Origin of the sequence: Streptococcus sp. FSL W8-0197 (genome assembly GCF_037963785.1) — a bacterium.
Taxonomy (GTDB): domain Bacteria; phylum Bacillota; class Bacilli; order Lactobacillales; family Streptococcaceae; genus Streptococcus; species Streptococcus oralis_CQ.
On record NZ_CP150168.1, the window covers coordinates 590,803 to 613,431 of the forward strand.

The following is a 22,629-nucleotide window of genomic DNA, read 5'->3' on the forward strand; positions in this document are numbered from 1 at the left end:
GGATAAGAAATTATGACATTTTCATTTGATACAGCAGCAGCTCAAGGCGCAGTTATTAAGGTAATTGGTGTCGGTGGTGGTGGTGGTAACGCCATTAACCGCATGGTTGACGAAGGTGTTGCTGGTGTAGAATTTATCGCAGCCAACACTGATGTACAAGCCCTTAGCAGTACGAAAGCAGAAACAGTTATCCAACTTGGTCCTAAATTGACTCGTGGTTTGGGTGCTGGAGGTCGTCCAGAAGTTGGACGTAAAGCTGCAGAAGAAAGTGAAGAAGCTTTGACGGAAGCTATCACTGGAGCAGACATGGTCTTTATCACTGCAGGTATGGGTGGTGGATCTGGTACAGGTGCAGCCCCTGTTATTGCACGTATCGCTAAAGATCTTGGTGCTCTTACAGTTGGTGTTGTGACACGTCCTTTCGGATTTGAAGGAAGCAAACGTGGCCAGTACGCTGTAGAAGGAATCAACGAACTTCGCGAGCATGTTGATACTTTGTTGATTATCTCTAACAACAACTTGCTTGAAATTGTTGATAAGAAAACGCCACTTCTTGAAGCTCTTAGCGAAGCAGATAACGTTCTTCGCCAAGGTGTTCAAGGGATTACTGACTTGATCACGAACCCAGGATTGATTAACCTTGACTTTGCTGACGTGAAAACTGTAATGGCCAACAAAGGGAATGCCCTTATGGGGATCGGTATCGGTAGTGGTGAAGAACGCGTTGTTGAAGCGGCTCGTAAAGCAATTTACTCTCCACTTCTTGAAACAACAATCGATGGTGCAGAGGATGTCATCGTCAATGTTACTGGTGGTCTTGATTTGACCTTGATTGAAGCAGAAGAAGCTTCAGAAATCGTCAACCAAGCAGCTGGCCAAGGTGTAAACATCTGGCTTGGAACATCAATTGATGAAAGCATGAAGGATGAAATCCGTGTTACAGTTGTAGCGACAGGTGTTCGTCAAGAGCGCGTGGAAAAAGTAGTTGGAGCTCGTAACAACCAACCAGTTGGACGACCATCAACTAAAGCGCCACAAGCACACACATTTGACCGTCAATTCGACTTGGAAGAGACAGCAGAATTGCCTAAATCAAGCCCACGTCGCTTTGAAACAAACCAAGCCTCTGCTTTTGGAGACTGGGACTTGCGTCGTGAGTCTATTGTTCGCCAAACAGATCCAGTTGTTTCACCAGTAGAACGCTTCGAAACACCAGTTTCACAAGATGAAGATGAATTGGATACACCTCCATTCTTCAAAAATCGTTAATCAATGAATTTGAAAAAAAATACTGAATTAGTTTTTCAGCAAATAGCTGATGCTAGTCAAGAAGCCAACCGTGCTCTAGATGCTGTTTCAGTAATCGCAGTGACAAAGTATGTAGATGTACAAACAGCGGAAGCCTTGCTTCCGCTTGGTGTCCGTCATATAGGTGAAAATCGAGTCGATAAATTTTTAGAAAAATATCAGGCCTTGAAAGATTACCCAGTTACTTGGCATTTAATAGGAACACTACAGAGACGGAAAGTGAAAGAAGTAATCCCATATGTGGATTACTTTCATGCTTTAGATTCCCTTAAGTTAGCCCAGGAAATTCAAAAGAGAACAGATCATGTTATCAAGTGTTTCTTGCAGGTCAATATTTCTGGGGAAGAAAGCAAGCATGGGTTTTCAAAAGAAGAATTGCTAGAACTTTTGCCAGAATTGGCTAAGTTAGATCAGATTGAGTATGTTGGTTTAATGACCATGGCTCCTTTTGAGGCAGACAGTGATGAATTGAAAGAAATTTTCAAGGATACGCAGGCTCTGCAAGCAGAAATTAGAGAAAAACAAATCCCTAATATGCCGATGACAGAGCTAAGCATGGGAATGAGTCGTGATTTTAAAGAAGCGATTCAGTTCGGCTCAACCTTTGTTCGAATCGGTACAGCATTTTTTAAATAGGAGAGAGCTATGTCTTTAAAAGATAGATTCGATAAATTTATAGATTATTTTACAGAAGACGGAGAAGAAACGACTAACTACCAGACTCAACAAGAGGAAACAGTTAGCCCAGCCATCTCATCTTCTAAAGAATTACCAGCACCTGCTCAGTCAGGATCAGCAAAAGATGCAAATATTACTCGTCTTCATGCGCGTCAGCAAGAATTGGCAATGCAAAGCCATCGTTCAGATGAGAAAGTGACAATTGACGTTCGCTATCCAAGAAAATATGAAGATGCAACTGAGATTGTAGATTTGTTGGCTGGAAATGAAAGTATTTTGATTGATTTCCAATATATGACAGAGGTTCAAGCCCGTCGTTGCCTTGATTACTTGGACGGAGCCCGCCATGTCTTAGCTGGGAATATGAAAAAAGTTGCGAGTACGATGTATCTATTGACGCCTGTCAACGTTGTCGTGAATATTGAAGATATCAAACTTCCAGATGAATCACAAAGCGCTGAGTTTGGTTTTGATATTAAACGAAATAGAGCAAGATAATGATTTTCTTAATCCGTTTAATCCAAAATGCGGTCAGCATTTATTCCATCATTCTCGTTGCATTTGCTCTTCTTTCATGGTTTCCAAATGCCTATGAAAGCCAGCTAGGTCGCCTAGTTATCAGACTTGCTCGTCCAGTTATTGAGCCACTTCGTAAACTCAATCTACAATTTGCTGGTCTTGACTTTACGGTTTGGGCAGCGCTGATTCTAATTCAGTTTGTTGGAAATCTCTTAACACGACTAGTCTTATTACTATGACAGCAAATCGAGCCATTTATCAGCATTTTTCCCAAGATGATATTCCCTTTATTGATAAGGGTTTAGAGTGGTTCAAGCGGGTAGAAGATACATATGCGCCGGTACTTACTCCTTTTATCAATCCCCATCAGGAACAGATTTTGAGGGTGATAGCTGGGACATATGGACTGGGTTGCCAAAGTAGTGGTGATGTTCTTCCGACAGAGTCGGTTCGAGTTCTTCTCTATCCAGATTACTTTGAACCGGAGATATCAGACTTTGAAATGGCCCTGTTGGAAATTTGCTATCCGAGTAAGTTTGAACAACTGAGTCATGGAAAAATATTGGGAACAATTATCAACCAACTAGGAATTGACCGTAAATTATTTGGTGATATCTTGGTAGATGAAAAGAGAGCACAGATTTTTGTCAATCGTGATTTCATTCCTCTTTTTCAGGATGGAATAAGAAAGATTGGCAGACTTCCTGTATCGCTGGAGGAACGTCCTTTTACCGATAGGATTTTGTCTAAAATTGATTATAGAGAACGAGAAATTTTAGTTTCGAGTTTTCGATTGGATGCCCTCTTATCAAGTGCCTTGAAATTATCTAGAAACCAAGCTAGTCAACTGATAGAGAAAAAATCTGTCCAAGTAAATTATCATCTGGTTGAAAAATCTGATTACCAGGTCGCAGTTGGAGATTTGATCAGTGTGAGAAAGTTTGGTCGTTTGAAAGTTGTCAAAGACAATGGTCAGACCAAAAAGGATAAGAAAAAACTAACAGTCCGGCTACTTTTAAGCAAGTGAGAAAAAATATGTCGATTACACCACAAGAAATAAGTGATAAAGCTTTCTCAAGAACATTCAGAGGCTACAATCAGGAAGAAGTTGACCTATTTCTAGATAAGATTTACTTTGAATTAGAGGAGATGATTCGATACAAAGATGAAACTGAACTCTATATCAAAAAACTAGAAGAACGTCTTTCCTATTATACGAATGATATTCCTAAGAGAACAGTAACAAGCGAGCAAGAACCAGAAGCAATTAATGATTCTATTTTTTATTAAGTAAGTGAGGAAAAGTATGCCAATTACATCGTTAGAAATTAAAGATAAAACCTTTGGCACAAGATTTAGAGGTTTTGACCCAGAAGAAGTAGACGAGTTTCTTGATATCGTTGTTCGTGATTATGAAGACTTGGTTCGTAGTAATCACGATAAAGAGACACACATCAAAAGTTTGGAAGAACGTTTGTCTTACTTTGATGAGATGAAGGATTCCTTGAGTCAGTCAGTTTTGATTGCTCAAGATACAGCGGAGCGTGTTAAACAAGCTGCTCAAGAACGTTCAAACAATATTATTCAACAAGCTGAACAAGATGCTCAGCGTTTGCTTGAAGAAGCGAAATACAAGGCAAATGAAATTCTCCGTCAGGCTACAGATAATGCGAAGAGAGTGGCTGTTGAGACAGAAGAGTTGAAGAATAAGAGCCGTGTATTCCATCAACGCCTCAAGTCTACGATTGAAAGTCAGTTAGCAATTGTTGAGTCATCTGATTGGGAAGATATTCTTCGCCCAACAGCTACTTACCTTCAGACAAGTGATGAAGCCTTTAAAGAAGTGGTGGGTGAAGTTCTTGGTGAAACTGTATCTTTACAACCAGAGGAAGAACCTATTGATATGACTCGTCAATTCACACCAGAAGAGGTTGCTGAATTACAAGCTCGTATCGAGGCTGGTAACAAAGAATTAGCTGAGTTTGAAGCTCAACAAAATCAACAGACAGAAGAAAGTGACCAGCATGAAGAGTCAGTTGAAGTAGAAGCTACTGCGGCAACTGAGAACGATGCAAATAAAGAATCTGTTCTTATCCTATAAAAAATGTGAGAACAAGATCCAACCAACTATATTTTCAGCGAGTGGGAGATGGTGAGAGTCCTGCAATCCCTAGTGGTTAGATTATCCTCTCAATAAATCCAGTCCGAAAACAGTAAGACTGGACGTTCCCCACGTTACGGGAAAAGAGGAAAAGAGACCCTGTCTTTTTTCGAACAAAGGTGGTACCACGATTTTCGTCCTTTTTGCGAATCGTGGTTTTTATTTTGTCAATTTAAATTAAAGGAGTAACAATGAAACTTAAAGAAACCCTCAATCTAGGGAAAACAGACTTTCCTATGCGTGCTGGTCTTCCAACCAAAGAACCAGTTTGGCAAAAAGAATGGGAAGAAGCAAAACTTTACCAACGTCGTCAAGAATTGAACCAAGGAAAACCACATTTCACTTTGCATGATGGACCTCCGTATGCAAACGGAAATATCCACGTTGGACATGCCATGAACAAGATTTCTAAAGATATTATTGTTCGTTCTAAGTCTATGTCAGGATTTTACGCCCCTTATATCCCAGGTTGGGATACACATGGATTGCCAATCGAGCAAGTCTTGGCAAAACAGGGCGTTAAACGCAAAGAAATGGACTTGGTTGAGTACTTGAAACTTTGCCGCGAGTACGCTCTTTCTCAAGTAGATAAACAACGTGAAGACTTTAAACGTTTGGGTGTTTCTGGTGACTGGGAAAATCCTTATGTGACTTTGACTCCAGACTATGAAGCAGCTCAGATCCGTGTCTTTGGTGAAATGGCTAAGAAAGGCTACATCTACCGTGGTGCCAAGCCAGTTTACTGGTCTTGGTCATCTGAATCAGCTCTTGCTGAAGCGGAAATTGAATACCATGACTTGCTTTCAACTTCCCTTTACTATGCTAACCGCGTCAAAGACGGAAAAGGTGTCCTAGATACAGACACTTACATCGTAGTTTGGACAACTACTCCATTTACTATCACAGCTTCTCGTGGTTTGACAGTTGGAGCTGATATTGACTACGTAGTCGTTCAACCAGCTGGTGAATCTCGTAAGTTTGTAGTTGCTTCAGAATTGTTGAACAGTTTGTCTGAGAAATTTGGTTGGGCGGATGTTCAAGTCTTGGCGACCTACCGTGGTCAAGAATTGAACCACATTGTGACAGTCCACCCATGGGATACAGCTGTAGATGAGTTGGTGATCCTTGGTGACCACGTTACGACTGACTCTGGTACTGGTATTGTCCATACAGCCCCTGGTTTTGGTGAGGACGACTACAATGTCGGTGTTGCCAACGGCTTGGAAGTTGCTGTAACAGTTAACGAACGCGGTATTATGATGGAAAATGCTGGTCCTGAATTTGCGGGTCAGTTCTATGACAAGGTTGTGCCGACTGTTATCGAAAAACTGGGTGATTTACTCCTTGCTCAGGAAGAAATTTCTCACTCATACCCATTTGACTGGCGTACCAAGAAACCAATCATCTGGCGAGCTGTTCCACAGTGGTTTGCCTCTGTATCTAAATTCCGCCAAGAAATCTTGGATGAAATTGAAAAAGTGAAGTTCCACTCAGAATGGGGGAAAGTTCGTCTTTACAATATGATTCGTGACCGTGGTGACTGGGTTATCTCTCGTCAACGTGCTTGGGGTGTTCCGCTTCCAATCTTCTACGCAGAAGATGGTACAGCTATCATGACAGCTGAAACGATTGAACATGTAGCTCAACTCTTTGAGGAACACGGTTCTATCATCTGGTGGGAACGTGATGCTAAGGACCTCTTGCCAGAAGGATTTACTCATCCAGGTTCACCAAATGGCGAGTTCAAGAAAGAAACAGATATCATGGACGTATGGTTTGACTCAGGTTCATCATGGAATGGAGTGGTGGTCAACCGTCCAGAACTTAAATACCCAGCAGATCTATACCTTGAAGGTTCTGACCAGTACCGTGGTTGGTTCAACTCATCACTTATCACATCTGTTGCTAACCATGGCGTTGCTCCCTACAAACAAATCTTGTCACAAGGATTTGCCCTTGATGGTAAAGGTGAGAAGATGTCTAAATCTCTTGGGAATACCATTGCTCCAAGCGATGTTGAAAAACAATTTGGTGCGGAAATCTTGCGTCTCTGGGTAACAAGTGTTGACTCAAGCAACGACGTGCGTATCTCTATGGATATCTTGAGCCAAGTCTCTGAAACTTACCGTAAGATCCGTAACACTCTTCGTTTCTTGATTGCTAACACTTCTGACTTTAACCCAGCTCAAGACGCAGTGGCTTACGATGAACTTCGTTCAGTTGACAAGTACATGACGATTCGCTTTAACCAGCTTGTCAAGACCATTCGTGATGCTTATGCCAACTTTGAATTCTTGACAATTTACAAGGCCTTGGTGAACTTCATCAACGTTGATTTGTCAGCCTTCTACCTTGACTTCGCTAAAGACGTTGTTTACATCGAAGGTGCCAAATCACTCGAACGCCGTCAAATGCAGACAGTCTTCTATGACGTTCTTGTCAAAATCACCAAACTCTTGACACCAATCCTTCCTCACACTGCAGAAGAAATCTGGTCATATCTTGAGTTTGAAGCTGAAGAATTTGTTCAATTGTCAGAATTGCCAGAAGCAGAAACTTTTGCCAACCAAGAAGAAATCTTGGATACATGGTCAGCCTTCATGGATTTCCGCGGACAAGCTCAAAAAGCCTTGGAAGAAGCGCGTAATGCAAAAGTTATCGGGAAATCGCTTGAAGCACACTTGACAGTTTATCCAAATGAAGTGGTGAAAACTCTTCTTGGAGCAGTGGATAGCAATGTAGCTCAACTTTTGATCGTGTCAGAATTGACCATCGCTGAAGGTACAGCTCCAGAAGGAGCAGTTAGCTTTGAGGATGTTGCCTTTACAGTTGAACGCGCTGCAGGTGAAGTTTGTGACCGTTGCCGTCGTATCGACCCAACAACAGCAGAACGCAGCTACCATGCAGTTATCTGTGATCACTGTGCAAGCATCGTAGAAGAAAACTTTGCGGATGCGGTCGCAGAAGGATTTGAAGCGAAATAATCAGATTAGAAATATGTCTTCTCATAGTTTAAGATGAGATGAAAAAGAAAAAGAGAGGAAGTCATTTCTCTCTTTTTTGTTGGAAAAAGTTTAGGACAAAGGGAGTAAATCTAACATTTTTAGGAAGAGTTTTAAGCTGATTTTTTGAGATGTTTTTAAAAAGAGAGGTCGTTTTTTGGTACTTTTCAAAAGCATGTGTTGCTTCTAAAAATCGCGACAAATAATTTGAATAATCAAGTGAAATCAGGTAGAATAGAAAGGATTGAATAATATATTGAAGAGGAAATTTTGAGAATGAAACATCAGTTTTATGGAGAAAAACGACAGCGCTTTTCTTTCAGAAAGTTGTCTGTCGGGCTCGTTTCGGCGACTATTGGAAGTTTCTTTTTGAATGGGCAAATGGCTGGGGGCTTGACTTCTGTGAAGGCAGCAGAAATTCAAAGTCAGCAGTCTGCTCAGGTCAAATACCACTACGTAGTGGAGTCTGAATTGACGGAGGCAGAGAAGAGTGCCTTGATCAGGGAGATTCCAAAGCATGTTGAGGATGCTTCAGAGACTTATTACTTAGTTTATCGTCCGACTACTCAAGCGGATTCGTCTAGAGTATTACCTAAAACAGGTCATTCCGGTCTTTGGGAATCAACTTTTACAGCGATGGGTCTTGCATTACTAGTGCTTGTAGTTGTTAAAGGAAGAAATGGGAAGAGGTATTTATCTTCTATCTTGTTGGTAACTGGAATGGGATCCATACTGCTATCTCCAACAGTCTTAGCAGTGACGAATATCGAACTTGCGGCATATAATCAAAGTCTTAACTTGGGTCTTGGAGATGCACTTCCAGCGCCATTGAAAATTGACGGTTACGACTATATCGGTTATCTAAAGAATGAAGAACAAAATGATAGTCATTTAGCTCATTCTGCTCTGAAGGAAAATCCGACACTTGATTTAGAGAAAGAGAAGGGAAGTGAACTTAAGCCGAGTGAAACAAATCCTGATATGAAAGAGATTGTTTCGGATAAGGGTGATGCTTTAACTGAGGGAGAAAGAGAAGCTATAGCTGCTAAGGAGATTGAATTCACACGCTCAACTCCTATTTATGACTTACCAGAACTAAAAATTAGTGAGCAAAAGTCAGTCCAAGAACTTCCTTATCAGACAAAATACCAATATACCGATGAATTGGCTCAAGGGCAATCAAAAGTTATACAATCAGGTGTTCGAGGTCAACGTACAGTAGTGACTCGTCATTTTCGTAAGGATCAAGAAATCGTAAAAAGCGAAATGATTTCTGATCAAGTGACGCTTGAACCTGTTTCTGAAATTATTTTAGTTGGAACAGCTCCAACTAACTCGATACCAAAAGAAACTCCAGTTCACGAAGTTCCAGAACTGACGGAATATAGCACAACTCCTGAGACAGCGCCAGTTCACAAAGTTCCAGAACTGACGGAATACGGTACAACTCCTGAAACAGCGCCTGTTCATGAAGCACCAGAATTGACAGAATACGGAACTAGTCCTGAGACGTCTCCGGTTCGTGAGACTCCAGAACTGACAGAATATGGCACAAGTCCTGAAACATCTCCAGTTCACGAAGTTCCAGAATTGACAGAATATGGCACCAGTTCTGATACGCCTCCAGTTCAAGAGATTCCAGAACTGACAGAATATGGGACTAGTTCTGAGACGTCTCCAGTTCGTGAGACTCCAGAACTGATAGAATATGGCACAACTCCAGAAACAGCGCCTGTTCACGAAGTTCCAGAATTGGCAGAGTATGGCACAAGTCCTGAAACCTCTCCAGTTCACGAAGTTCCAGAATTGACAGAGTATGGCACCAGTTCTGATACAGCGCCTGTTCAAGAGAACTCTGAGTTGGAATTGACTACAAATGATGAGGTTAGAATAGAAAAGATTGATTTTTCTATTGACGAGCAATATACAGATGAGATTCCAGAAGGAAGTCGTCAAATCGTAACTCCGGGAGTCCAAGGCGAACGGACTATCAAGACTCGTGTCTACAGTTCCAATGGTCAAGTTGTTGACCGACAAGTGTTGTCTAATGAGGAAACTCTAGCTCCCGTAACGCAAGTGGTCAAAGTTGGAACGGCTAAGCCAACTATGGTACCGAATGAAGCTCCGAAAGCAGACGCTCTTCCAGAGTATCCGTTGACATATACGGATGAAACCCGCATTGAGAAGATTGCGTTCAACATCGAGGAGCAATATACGGATGAATTGGTTCGTGATGCTCGTCAAATCGCCACTCCAGGAGTCCAAGGTGAACGGACTATCAAGACTCGAGTCTACAGTTCTAACAGTCAGGAAATCGACCGTCAAGAACTTTCGAATGAAGAAACCTTGGCTCCTGTAACACAAATTGTCAAAGTCGGCACAGCTAAGCCAACCATGGTACCGAACGATCCACCGAAAGCAGACGCACTGCCAGAGTATCCGTTGACTTATACCGACGAAACTCGTGTAGAGAAAATAGCCTTCAACATTGAAGAGCAGACTACGGATGAATTGGTCCAAGATGCCCGCCAGATCACAACACCAGGTGTTGAGGGAGAGCGCACGATCAAGACCCGTGTCTACAGTTCCAATGGTCAAGTTGTTGACCGCCAAGAACTTTCGAATGAAGAAACCTTGGCTCCCGTAACACAGATTGTCAAAGTCGGAACGGCTAAACCAAGCATGGTACCAAGCGATGCACCGAAAACAGACGCTCTACCAGAGTATCCGTTGACATATACTGACGAAATTCGCGTTGAGAAAATAGCCTTCAACATCGAGGAGCAATATACCGATGAGCTTATTCGAGATGCCCGCCAAATCACAACTCCAGGAGTTGAGGGTGAGCGCACGATTAAGACCCGTGTCTACAGTTCCAACGGGCAAGAGGTTGACCGCCAAGAGTTGTCTAATGAGGAAACTTTGGCGCCCGTAACACAGATTGTCAAAGTCGGAACTGCTAAACCAAGCATGGTACCAAGCGATGTACCGAAAGCAGACGCTCTGCCAGAGTATCCGCTAACTTATACCGACGAAACTCGGGTTGAGAAAATTAACTTCACAATTCGTGAAGAAGAAACGGATGAGCTTGTTCAAGATGCCCGTCAAATAACAACTCCAGGAGTCCAAGGCGAACGTACCATTAAGACCCGTGTCTACAGTTCTAATGGCCAAGTGGTCGACCGTCAAGAGTTGTCTAACGAGGAAACTCTAGCTCCAGTAACACAAATTGTCAAAGTCGGCACGGCTAAACCAACCATGGTACCGAACGACCCACCGAAAGCAGAGGCTTTGCCAGAGTATCCACTAACTTATACCGACGAAACTCGTGTAGAGAAAATAGCCTTCAACATTGAGGAGCAATATACCGATGAGCTAGTTCAAGATGCTCGTCAAATCACAACTCCGGGTGTTCAAGGTGAGCGGACCATCAAGACTCGTGTTTACAGCTCTAACGATCAAGTTGTTGACCGTCAAGAATTGTCTAATGAAGAAACCTTGGCTCCTGTAACGCAAATTGTCAAAGTCGGAACGGCTAAGCCAACTATGGTACCAAGTGATGCACCGAAAGCAGACGCTTTAGAGGAGTTCGATTTAATTTCACTGCATAATCTCTTGGCAGAAGCGGATCAGATTAAAGCACAGGCCCGTTATTTCAACGATAGTCAGAGTCATCAAGCTAACTATGATGCTGCTTTGACGGCTGGTCAAGCGATTCTGAGCCAATCCCAAGCCAGCCAAGCAGAAGTCAACCAACTGGTGGAACAAATCAATCAAGCCAAGGCTCAATTAAGTGGTCTTGAAGTTGTTAAAACAGCTCTTCAGACTGAGTACGATTTAAATCCAACTGTTAAAACTTCTGTGAAATATAAGAATGCTGATTCAGATAAGCAGACAGCTTATACAGACGAATTGACCAAGGCAGAGGGAGTTTTGAACAATCAGACTGCTACACAAGTACAGGTCAACCAAGCTCTTGCTAGCCTGACAGCAGCCAAAGAAGCTCTAAATGGAGTGCCTAAGGTCAAGCCAACGGTTTCCATTCTAAGTCTAACCGAGAATGCTGATGATAAGTCGGTGACGGTTCAATATAGATTGGAAGACCAGACCCAGTCCTTCCGTTCAGCGACTGCAGAATTGTACCAGGGAGACCAGCTGATTCGCACTCTTCCAATTACCAACTTTGCTGGCAGCTTGAAAATTGGCGACTTAGACTACTACACAGGCTACACTCTAAAAACTAAGTTGACTTATGAATTGGATAATGGTAGCTTTACTGAGTTTGAAACAGACAGTCGTAACTTTGAGCTAGAATACAAGAAGATTGCCTTCCGTGATATTGATTCCGTTGAGTTTTATCATAAAGAAAACGACCAATACAAGCGCTTTGTATCGATGAACTCTATGCCTACGGATCTGTCTACTTACTTCGTCAAGATCAAATCAAGCGAATCCAAGGAAATTCTCCTACCAGTTCACAGCATTTCTGAAGCAGAGAAAGATGGCAAGGCAGTCTATAAGGTTAATGTAACCCTTCCTGAACTCGTCCAAGAAAGTGAAACGGGCTATAAGTCTGGGCACGACTTCTACATCAGTAAGGCAGTCCCAAGCCAGCAAAATGTCTACACTAGCTTTGCTAGATTGGTAGACGCTATGAAGCGAAATATGGCAGGAAATTATGTGTTGGGAGCTGATTTGGATGCTAGTGAGGTTAGTCTTGCACCTGCAGATTATGTCTACCTCAAAGGGAACTTCACCGGTAGCCTGACAGGTAGTCATAATGGTAAGCAATACGCCATTTATAATCTAGCCAAACCTTTATTTGAAAACCTCAAGAACGGATCTTCTATTACCAATATCGACTTTAAAGATGTGAATATCGTGGGTACCTATGACTCGGCTGCGCTGGCACGTAATGCGGAGAATGCGCGAATCACAGATGTTTCTGTTCAGGGGAGAGTATCGGTAGTAGGAAACGCCTCTAACGTAGCGGGTCTAGTAGTTAATGGAACCAATACGAAGATTACAAATAGTTCCTTTACGGGTACCATCCTATCTAACAGTCAACACATCAAAGCCTATAACGTAGGTGGTTTGGTTTCAAGCCTTAAAGGAGGAGAATCTCTTCTTAGCCAAAGTAAAGCAGATGTAACGATTATAAGTGGTGCACGATCAAATGAACAACGTATCGGTGGTTTGGTTGGACGTCTAGAAAACAATGCTCGAATTACCAAATCTTATGTGACAGGAAAAGTATATAATGCAACCACTAACGGTCAAATCGGTGGAGTGGTCGGCTCGAACTACTTTAATGGTTTAGTTGATAATGTGATCAGTAATGTTAGCGGTACAAATGTTTACAGTATTTCTGGGGATCAGGGCTACAAAAACGACCGCATTACGCAAGCATATAAAGTTGCTAAGAGTGAAACCTTGAAAAACGATCAGTTTGTTACTTCTACCATTACTCAAGAAGAAATGGAAGAAAAACTGACTGCTATGGACATCACGACTAGCCTAGATGACACGAATCTAAATACGCGTTTTGTCGACTATGGTGAGGAAAAAAATGTTCAATTCGACCGCGGATATTCTTACGCAAATATGGAGAAACTGCTTCCTTTCTACAATAAAGAAACCATTGTTTCGTTTGCGAACAAGATTCCGAAAGAGCATAAGTTGAACAAGGAGTACCTACTGGATGTTGTTCCGATGAAGGGTGACCAGATTATCACTGATATCCATGGCAATAAAACAGCAATCAATCGTTTGATGCTGCACTACATGGACAATACCATTGACTACCTAGAAATATCTTATCAGGGAGATTTCGTCAACCAAGGTATTGCTGAGTATAGTATCAAGGGGTTAGACCTTCTTTATACTCCAGAAGCCTTTGTATCAGATTATACTAGCATTCTAAATCAAGTGTTGCCAGAGCTGAACAAGGTCGTTCTTGATTCGCCAGCTATGCGTACAGCTCTCGGAGTAGCAGCAGATACTTCTTTGGATGAACTATACTTAGACACCGCATTTACGCAGGTGAAAAGTAAGCTATCAGGTGAGCTTCGAAAAGTGCTAGCTATGGATAAGGCTATCAATACTGAAGGTGAAGTAGTTAAGGATTATCTTGTTAAGAAGATTCTTGCTGATAAAGAAGCTTTCCTATTAGGTTTGACTTACCTTAACCGTTGGTATAATATCAACTATGACAACTTTAATGTTAAGGACCTATCGGCTTACAAGATGGATTTCTACGGTAAGAATGACGTTTCGGTTCTTGATACAATCATTGCTTTAGGGAAATCAGGACTTGAGAATCTCAAGGCTAAGAACAACTATACAGCGTATGATAATTCGCTCTCTGAAGCAACTGGCAAGCGAGGACTCTTCAATTACCTTGAAGGCTACCGTCAGCTCTTCCTACCATACAAGACCAATAATGAATGGCTCAAGACCAATACAAAAGCCTATATTGTTGAGGCTAAGTCCGATGTGCCAGAAGCGAGAAAGCTTCAGGACGCAGCCGAGGGCAAGAGCAAGTACTCTGTTGGTGTTTATGACAAGATTACAGCAGATAATTGGGAACAAAAGGGCATGCTCCTGCCACTCTTGACCATGACGGAGAAAGGTGTCTATGCTATCTCTAATATGTCGACCCTCTCTATGGGAGCTTATGATCGCTATCGTCTTGATGCTAATAACAGAGTGCGCACAGACGCAGAACTAGTTGAATATGTCGAAGACCGAGTGAGAAAAACAGCTGAATACCAGCGCGACCACTATGATTTCTGGTATAAGATTCTGAGTCCAGAAAGCAAGGACAAGCTTTTCCGTTCTGTTCTGGTTTATGATGGGTTCTTCTTGACTGACAAAGCAGGACAAAGCTATTGGGCACCAGCTAATGACAAAAAATCACAGGCTATGCAGGAATTCTTTGGACCAGCCGGCAAGTGGTATCCAAGCAAGGGTTACAATGCCTATGCTACGGGAAGTGTTACCCATTTTGATAGAGCACGATTGTTAGAAGACTATGGGAACTCTGTCTACACGCATGAAATGACCCATAACTCTGACGGTGCAATTTACTTTGAAGGTTATGGTCGTCGTGAGGGCTTGGGTGCGGAACTCTATGCTCGTGGACTCTTGCAATCTTCGCCAAGCCCAGATGAACCAACCATCACGCTCAATACTCTCTTCAAGGTGGACAAGGATTCTAAGACACGTATGCATACCTATAATTTCAAGGAACGTGTTCAAAATGAAGCAGACCTGCAACACTATGTCCATGGTATGTTTGACATGATTTACACCTTGGACTATCTAGAAGGTACTTCTATGCTGAAGCAGAGTGATGCTGCCAAGTTACAGTGGTTCAGGAAGATGGAGAATTACTATATTACAGATAAGTATGGTAAGGAGACCCACGCTGGTAACCAGACGCGAAGCTTTACTGCTGAGGAAATCAAGCAGCTGAAGACCTTTGATTCCCTGATTGAAAATGATGTGATCACTCGTCGGGAGAATAAGGAAAGTGGGAAATATGGTCGAAATGGCTACCTCAGTCTCAGCCTCTTCTCACCAATTTACTCAGCCTTGAGTAATCCAAATGGAGCGCCAGGTGACGTTATGTTCCGTCGCACAGCCTATGAATTACTGGCAGCCAAAGGCTACCATGAAGGATTTGTCCCTTATGTTTCTGGTCAGTACTCTCAGGAAGCCTTTGATGAAGGGAAGAAAACGTGGGACGGATGGTCTGGAAGAGATGTTGGTCTCGTGACTGACCAGAAAGTCTTAGAAAATGTATTCAAGGGTGAATATGACTCTTGGCTAGCCTTCAAGAAGGCTATGTATAAGGAGCGGATTGATCAGTTGACCAAGCTGAAGCCAATCACCATTGAGTACGAGCTTAAAAATCCAAACAGTACCAAGAAAGTAACCATTCGTTCTTATGCAGAGATGCAGCAGTTGATGGACGCAGCCGTGGCAGAGGATGTACGCAACATTACCAATGCTACTAGCCGTGTCGAAGCTAGCTGGGTTAACCTGCTCAAGAAGAAGATTTACAATGCTTATCTTCGTGAGACAGACGACTTCAGACAGTCTATTTTCAAGAAATAAGGAAACGATTCTGTTTGATTAAAATTTGAAAAATTCCTAGGTTTAAGGCTACCTAGGAATTTTTCTGTGGTTTCTCCATGATCTTGTTTGTGCATTCAATACCTGATTAGATAAGGATTTTGAAAGCGTAAATGAACTGAAAAGATTAGCAGTTTTTTGTGGCTATTATTTATAGCAAATAAATTGAATAATCTAGTAAATTTCGGTAGAATAGAGGAGATTCAAATCATGATGAAGGAAAGATTAGGAATGAAAAGAAGTTATTTAGGAGAAAAGCACCAGCGTTTTTCATTGAGAAAAGTTTCGGTTGGTTTGGTTTCTGCTCTGGTAGGGGTTTTCTACCTTTTTAGTGGAGGAGGTTCTCTTGCAAATGTAGCAGCTAGTGAACAGACGCCATCCGTCACAAAACAGATCCACTATAAGTACGTGACAGAAAGTGAGCTCACGGACCAAGAAAAGCAATTGGTAGTCAAAGAATTGCCACAGTTTGCTGAGGAAACAGATGATACTTACTATCTGATTTATCGTCCGACGAGACAGTTACCTGCAACTGGTCACAGCCAACTCATTAGCTCAATTGCAGCGGGGGCAGGCATTGTACTACTGGTCGTAGCGATTAAACTGGGCAGAGATGATCGCAAGAAACTAGCTTCTTTTATGCTCTTAACCAGTCTAGGAAGTCAGCTGATCGCGCCAACTTCCTTGGCTTTGACAAATCAAATGCTGGCTGACTATAATCAGGAATTGACTGTACAGGTCGGGGAAACATTGCAATCCCCACTTACGATTGAAGGCTACCAATATGTAGGGTATTTGAAATCTCAAAAAGAAGTAAACTCTCCAGTTGATGGCAAGAAAGAGTTGAATCATTCGGCTCCTATTGATACTCCAGTTCAAACTTCAAACGGAAGCCAAGCGCAGGAAGAGTATCGTGCTCAGAAACCAAGTGATGCTCCTGTATTTGAACAACCAGAGTTAAAGGTTGAGAGTAAAGATACGAGTCGTACAGAGATTATTCCTTTCCAAGTGGAGGAAGTAGAGGCAGCTGATTTGCCGCAAGGTCAAACTGAGGTGATTCAGGCAGGGAAAAATGGTAGTCGTACCATTGTGACCCGCAGCTACATTTTAAATGGTCAGGTGATCCATACAGAGGAGGTTTCCAATCAGGTAACGACTGAGCCGACTTCTGAGATTAGAAAAGTCGGAAGCAAGGTCCCTTCTCCTACAAAACCAAGCCCAGGGGAGTCTGTTAGTGACAAACCAACAAACGCTCCAGTGCACGAAGTTCCGAGCTTAAACGTCGAAGAAAAGGATGTTACCACGACGGTAGCAGAACCCTACACTCGAGAACGTGTTGAGAGTGATAGCTTGCCAGTTGGCCAGACCAAGATAACCCAAGCTGGTCAAGATGGTGTGCGTACGATTGTTACTCGTCAGTACATGGTAGATGGTAAAGTAGAGAGAAGTCAGGAAATCTCTAACGAAGTGACAACTCCAGCAGTATCAGAAATCGTAACAGTCGGAACAGGCCCTGTTAGCGAGAAACCAACAGACGCTCCTGTAAATGAAGTTCCAAGTCTAGAGGTTGAAGAAAAGGATGTTACTACGACGGTAGCAGAACCCTACACTCGAGAACGAGTAGAGAGTGATAGCTTACCAGTTGGCCAGACCAAGATAACCCAAGCTGGTCAAGATGGTGTGCGTACAATCGTCACCCGTCAGTACATGGTAGATGGAAAAGTAGAGAGAAGCCAGGAAATCTCCAACGAAGTGACAACTCCTGCATTATCAGAAATCGTAACAGTCGGAACAGGTCCTGTTAGCGAGAAACCAACAGACGCTCCTGTAAATGAAGTTCCAAGCTTAAACGTTGAAGAAAAAGATGTCACCACGACGGTAGCAGAACCCTATCCAACTAAGGAAGTGGAAAGTGCTGACCTGCCTTTGGGGCAAAGGGAAGTTAGCCAAGCAGGCCAAGATGGCGTCCGTACGATTGTGACTCGTCAGTATTTAGTAGATGGAAAAGTTGAAAATACAGAGGAAATCTCTAACACTATTACAAAAGAAGCAGTTCCTCAGATCATCAAAGTCGGTACAAAACCAATTTCTACAAATGCGGATCATGCTCCTGTAGAGCCAGAAAAAGGAATCCTCGACCTCGAACCCTTGCACCAATTAGTGGAAGAGGCCGATAGCATCCAGAAAACGCATCAGTATTTCAATGATACCACTGCAGATCAAGAGTCTTATAAACAGGCAGTCGCAAATGCCCAAGCTCTCTTTGAGGCATCTCATGCCAGTCAAGAACAGGTTGATTCCTTGAAAAATGCCCTTGAAACTGCTAAGAATAATCTAGACGGTCAACCTGTTGATAAGAAAACTCTTGGTGTTGAATTTGACATGAAGGATGTGACTCAGTCTACAGTTGCTTACCAGTATGCTGATGAACAAGCCAAACTCCGCTATCGTCGTGCTCTAGATCAGGCCAAGCTCGTTTTGGACAATCCTTTCGCCAATCAAGCCTTGGTCGATCAAGTTCGGACGGATCTCGAGGCAGCTCGTCAAGCTCTGGATGGAGTCAAGAGAAAACCAACCCTCTCTCTAGTCCGTGTCGAGAAGGAAGAAGATCAACGCCAAGTTTCTCTTAGCTATCACTTGACGGATGCTACAGCTAGCTATCAATCAGCCAAAGTGCAGCTATACAAGGGCGAAACGCTGATCAAGGAAGTCGACCTTGTGGACCTCGCTCAAAAATTGACACTTGATGACTTGGACTACTATACTCCTTATACCCTCAAAACCGTCATGAAATATGACCTGGGTCAAGGGGAACAAACTAGTATAGAGGATCAACGCCCAGTTCAGCTAGATTATAAGAAGGTTGAAATCAAAGATATTGATCGTATCGAACTGTACGGTAAAGATGGTAGTCACTACCGACGTTACCTATCCCTGTCGGAAGTTCCATCTGATTTAGACAACTACTATGTCCGCATTCAGTCAGACAAGTTCAAGGATATGCTCTTACCTGTTTCTAAGATTACAGATAAGGGCAATGCCTATTCCGTAACGGTATCAGCTAATCAGCTCGTCGAGGGAGAAGGGGATCATTATCGTCCAGATTACTCTTTTGAATTGCCAAAAACGCCTCTTAGTCAAGAAGGTGTCTATACGTCCTTCAAAGCGCTCATAGAGGCCATGAAGTCAAACCCGACTGGAAACTTCAAACTAGGAGCGGATGTTTCAGCAGATGAGGTTGAGTTAGAACATTCTGCGACAAGCTATGTTCCAGAAGAATTTTCAGGTAGCCTAACTAGCCGAGTGGATGGCAAAGATTATACCATCTACAACTTGGCAAAACCACTCTTTGCAACCTTGAAAAATGCCACCATCCAGCAACTGACCTTGAAATCGGCTGCAGTTACAGGCAAGGATTCTATAGGGGCCTTGGCTAGCAACGCTCAGAATGCAACGATTACGGATGTTTCTGTAAGTGGTAGTCTATCTGGGAACAAGCATATCGGTGGACTCGTAGGAGTTGCCCAAAACACAAAACTAACCAATGTTGCCTTTAAAGGGTCCATCACCAGCACCCAAGATGGGGGGCAGGAGTACAATATTGGTGGCCTGGTCGGTAATTTCCACGGCAACCAATCACTGGCGCAGAAGAGTCAGGCGGATGTATCTATCCAAGTAACGGGTCGAAATGGAGACCAGCGTGTTGGAGGCTTGATTGGTCGCTTGCAAAATGGAGCTAGATTAGAAACTTCTTATGTGACTGGTTCTATCCAAAATGCAGGCCATTCTGGCCAAGTCGGTGGAGCGATCGGGTCTACTTGGAACAATGGACAGGTCCGAAATATCTTGACCAGTGTCAAGGTTCAAAATGGTCATGCGATGACAGGAGATCCCTATCCTGAGGCTTCTGTTCGGGACTCTTATGTTCTTGAAGGAACTACAGCAAATCGAAAAGATGAACGTTTTGTCCGTTCTATTTCAGAGGCCGATGCGCAAGCCAAACGTCAGTCCTTTGGAATCACTTCAAACTTGACGGACCAGGAGCCATTGCAGCAAGCTTACCAGCATCAAACAGACTATAGTCGAGTGAGGGGAGCCCAAGAGTCCAGAAAGCAAGCCTACGAAAATGTAGAAAAACTATTACCATTCTACAACAAAGACTTCATCGTTCATACAGCCAACCAATTAGCTGAAGATGATAAACTCAACAAAGTAGCACTGCTAGATGTGGTTCCGATGAAAGATGAGACACTGATAACAGATGTCAACAGCTATAAGGGTGAAATCAATAGACTGATGCTGCATTATGCAGATAAGACGATTGCTTATCTTGATCTGGCCTACAAGGGAGATTTTGCCAATGGCCAGATTGCTGAATATAGCATCGCTGATAAGAATTTGCTCTATACGCCAGAAGCCTTCCTATCTGACTACCAGTCCATTAAAGCGAGTGTCTTGGAAGAACTCAAAGCTGTGACCTATGACTCAACTGCAGTGCGTAAAGTATTAGGGATTGGTGAAACAGCTTCCTTAGATGATCTTTATCTAGAAAAAGCCTTTGAACAAACCAAGGCTGAACTAGGTCAGGAGCTCCTCAAGGTACTTTCAGTTGACAAGTCGATTAACACCCTAGGTTCTGCCGTAGCTGATGCGATTAGCCAAAAGATTCTGAAGAACAAAGAGGCCTTCCTGCTTGGTCTGACCTATCTCAATCGTTGGTACAATGTCAACTATGGAACGTTCAACACCAAGGACCTTAATGCCTATAAGTTTGATTTCTTTGGTAATCAAGCAGCTTCGACACTGGATACTATCATTGCTCTCGGGAACTCTGGAATGGGCAATCTTCGAGCGCAAAACAACTTCAATGCTTACCGACAATTCCTAGCCAAGGAAAAAGGCAAAGGAGACCTCTTTGCTTACTTAGAAAGTCTGCGCGAACTCTTCTTACCAAACAAAACCAACAGTGAGTGGTTCAAGGAAAATACCAAGGCTTATATCGTAGAAGCTCGTTCAAGTCTGCCAGAAATTCAGGCTAAACAGGACAATGCAGATCGTAAGAGTAAGTATACAATCAAGGTCTACGACAGACTGACTCAGGGAGATTGGGGCTTCAAGCAAATGGTTCTCCAGCTTCTGACCTTACCTGAAAGAGATGTCTATATCATCAGCAATATGTCGACCATTGCCTTTGGTAGCTTTGGAGGCTACAGGAAAGAAGGTGGCAGAGTTCTCTCAGGAGAGGAACTCCATCGACACGTTGAAAAACTTGTGGATCAATCAGCTGAATGGCAACGAAACCACTATGACATGTGGTACAACATTCTAAGTCCAAACAGGAAAGACACTCTATTCAGACGGGTGATTGTTACAGACGGTTTCTTTCTTTATAATGATAAAGGTCATCAATATTGGGCTCCGCGTAATGATAAGACCTCTGTTGCTATGTACAATTTCTTTGGCCCTGCTGGCAAGTATCACGGAGACAATGGACTAGGAGCCTTTGCCAATGGTTATGAAGTCTTCTACGTCTATGACCAGATGCTGGGAGCTTCTGGAACCATGGTCTATACCCATGAAATGACCCACAACTCGGATGGTTCTATCTATTTTGAAGGACATGGTCGTCGTGAGGGTGAAGGACCTGAGAGTTTTGCTACAGGGATGTTAGAGTCTGTAACCAATGTTAGCGAAAAAGGTCTCGTGCTCAATAGCTTCTATCAGGGAGATAAAGATTCGACCACACGTTACCATACCTATGATCCTGTTGCCCGATTCTCCTCAGCAGATGCACTTCGCGACTACATGCATGGAGTTTTTGACGTACTGAACCTTCTGGATTATGTAGAAGGGGATATTGTTACTGGAGTTCTAACTGATCAGCAGAAAATGAAATGGTACCGTAAGGCTGAAAATTATAAATTTGAAAAAACTTCTTATGGTAAACAAGCCCACGCTGATGATCGAATTATCCCTATAACTGCCGAAGAAGCAGCCAAACTAAAATCTGTCGATGCTCTGGTTGATCATAATATCATTGGACGTCGGGACGGTTGGGATACCGCTAGCTTTGGACGAAATGGCTACTACATCGTCAATATGTTTGCTTCCTTCTATGCAGCCCTGGACAATCCAACTGGTGCACCTGGTGGACTTATGTTCCGTCGTAGAGCCTATGAATTGCTCGGAGACAAGGGTTACCAACAAGGATTTGTCCCATATGTATCTGGCCAATACTCCGGCCAAGCGCTTAAAGAAGGTAATAAGACCTACTCAATCTGGAACAGAGGAGATGTCGGAGTAGTTGGAGATGATCTAATCCTTAGAAACCTCTACGGTAGTCAGTATGAATCATGGAAGGATTTGAAGAAAGCTATGTTGAATGAGCGATACAACAAAGCGCAAAACTTCCTTCGTCCAATTACCATTGAGTTTGAAGCCGGAAAACTAGATAGCAAACGACAAATTACGATTTCTTCTTATGAGGAATTACAAGATTATATGTACTTAGCAGTACTAGCGGATGCCTCAGCTAAGAACATTGATCGTGCCTTATCAGACAGCTCTAAGAGCAGTGTCGCCCAACTCAAGTATCGTATTTTTAATGCTTATCTACGTGCCACAGACGACTTCAGACAGTCTATCTTTGAAAGATAAGTCTCTTGCAAAAACAGACACGAAAAAAGAAGATCCAAGTGATCTTCTTTTTTCTATGAAAATTACTAGCTTACTACTAAAAACGAATGAATTTACAAACAAATTGATACATGATATATTTCTTGCTCGAAATGTCTGTTTAGAAATTTGAAATCATTCACCATC

General features: G+C 42.7%; 10 protein-coding genes. All 10 read left to right on the top strand.

All coding sequences use genetic code 11. The features are described 5' to 3' along the window. Positions 1-12: 12 nt before the first annotated feature. The 10 genes from ftsZ to NYE79_RS03185 all read left to right on the top strand — a co-directional run bounded on the left by ftsZ (position 13) and on the right by NYE79_RS03185 (position 22,464). Positions 13-1,269, top strand: a complete 1,257-nt coding sequence (gene ftsZ / locus NYE79_RS03140) for a cell division protein FtsZ (RefSeq protein ID WP_000144261.1) — start codon at positions 13-15, stop codon at positions 1,267-1,269. Between the two features lie 3 nt (positions 1,270-1,272). Further along, the gene (locus tag NYE79_RS03145; protein ID WP_001049616.1) at positions 1,273-1,944 is read left to right on the top strand and encodes a YggS family pyridoxal phosphate-dependent enzyme; all 672 of its coding nucleotides are present in this window, start codon (positions 1,273-1,275) and stop codon (positions 1,942-1,944) included. Between the two features lie 9 nt (positions 1,945-1,953). Continuing rightward, complete coding sequence (locus tag NYE79_RS03150) at positions 1,954-2,484, top strand: cell division protein SepF (RefSeq protein WP_000053367.1); 531 nt, start codon at positions 1,954-1,956, stop codon at positions 2,482-2,484. Then, positions 2,484-2,744, top strand: a complete 261-nt coding sequence (locus NYE79_RS03155) for a YggT family protein (protein WP_000576501.1) — start codon at positions 2,484-2,486, stop codon at positions 2,742-2,744. Before NYE79_RS03150 ends, NYE79_RS03155 begins: the two co-directional genes overlap by 1 nt. Next, positions 2,741-3,532, top strand: a complete 792-nt coding sequence (locus NYE79_RS03160) for an RNA-binding protein (RefSeq protein ID WP_217970939.1) — start codon at positions 2,741-2,743, stop codon at positions 3,530-3,532. The genes NYE79_RS03155 and NYE79_RS03160 overlap by 4 nt, the downstream gene beginning before the upstream one ends. An 8-nt stretch (positions 3,533-3,540) precedes the next feature. Continuing rightward, the gene (locus NYE79_RS03165; RefSeq protein ID WP_000028988.1) at positions 3,541-3,795 is read left to right on the top strand and encodes a DivIVA domain-containing protein; all 255 of its coding nucleotides are present in this window, start codon (positions 3,541-3,543) and stop codon (positions 3,793-3,795) included. A gap of 16 nt (positions 3,796-3,811) precedes the next feature. Continuing rightward, positions 3,812-4,606 (top strand): DivIVA domain-containing protein, encoded by a 795-nt coding sequence (locus NYE79_RS03170; RefSeq protein WP_044020427.1) that lies wholly within the window; start codon positions 3,812-3,814, stop codon positions 4,604-4,606. Between the two features lie 251 nt (positions 4,607-4,857). Beyond that, positions 4,858-7,650: an isoleucine--tRNA ligase gene (gene ileS, locus NYE79_RS03175; RefSeq protein WP_339293784.1), complete on the top strand. Its 2,793-nt coding sequence runs from the start codon at positions 4,858-4,860 to the stop codon at positions 7,648-7,650. Between the two features lie 294 nt (positions 7,651-7,944). Beyond that, positions 7,945-15,789, top strand: coding sequence for a ZmpA/ZmpB/ZmpC family metallo-endopeptidase (locus tag NYE79_RS03180; protein ID WP_339293785.1), 7,845 nt, complete (start codon positions 7,945-7,947; stop codon positions 15,787-15,789). Between the two features lie 228 nt (positions 15,790-16,017). Next, positions 16,018-22,464 carry a ZmpA/ZmpB/ZmpC family metallo-endopeptidase gene (locus NYE79_RS03185; RefSeq protein WP_339293786.1) on the top strand — a complete coding sequence of 2,149 codons (6,447 nt, stop codon included), beginning with the start codon at positions 16,018-16,020 and terminating at the stop codon, positions 22,462-22,464. Positions 22,465-22,629: the final 165 nt, after the last annotated feature.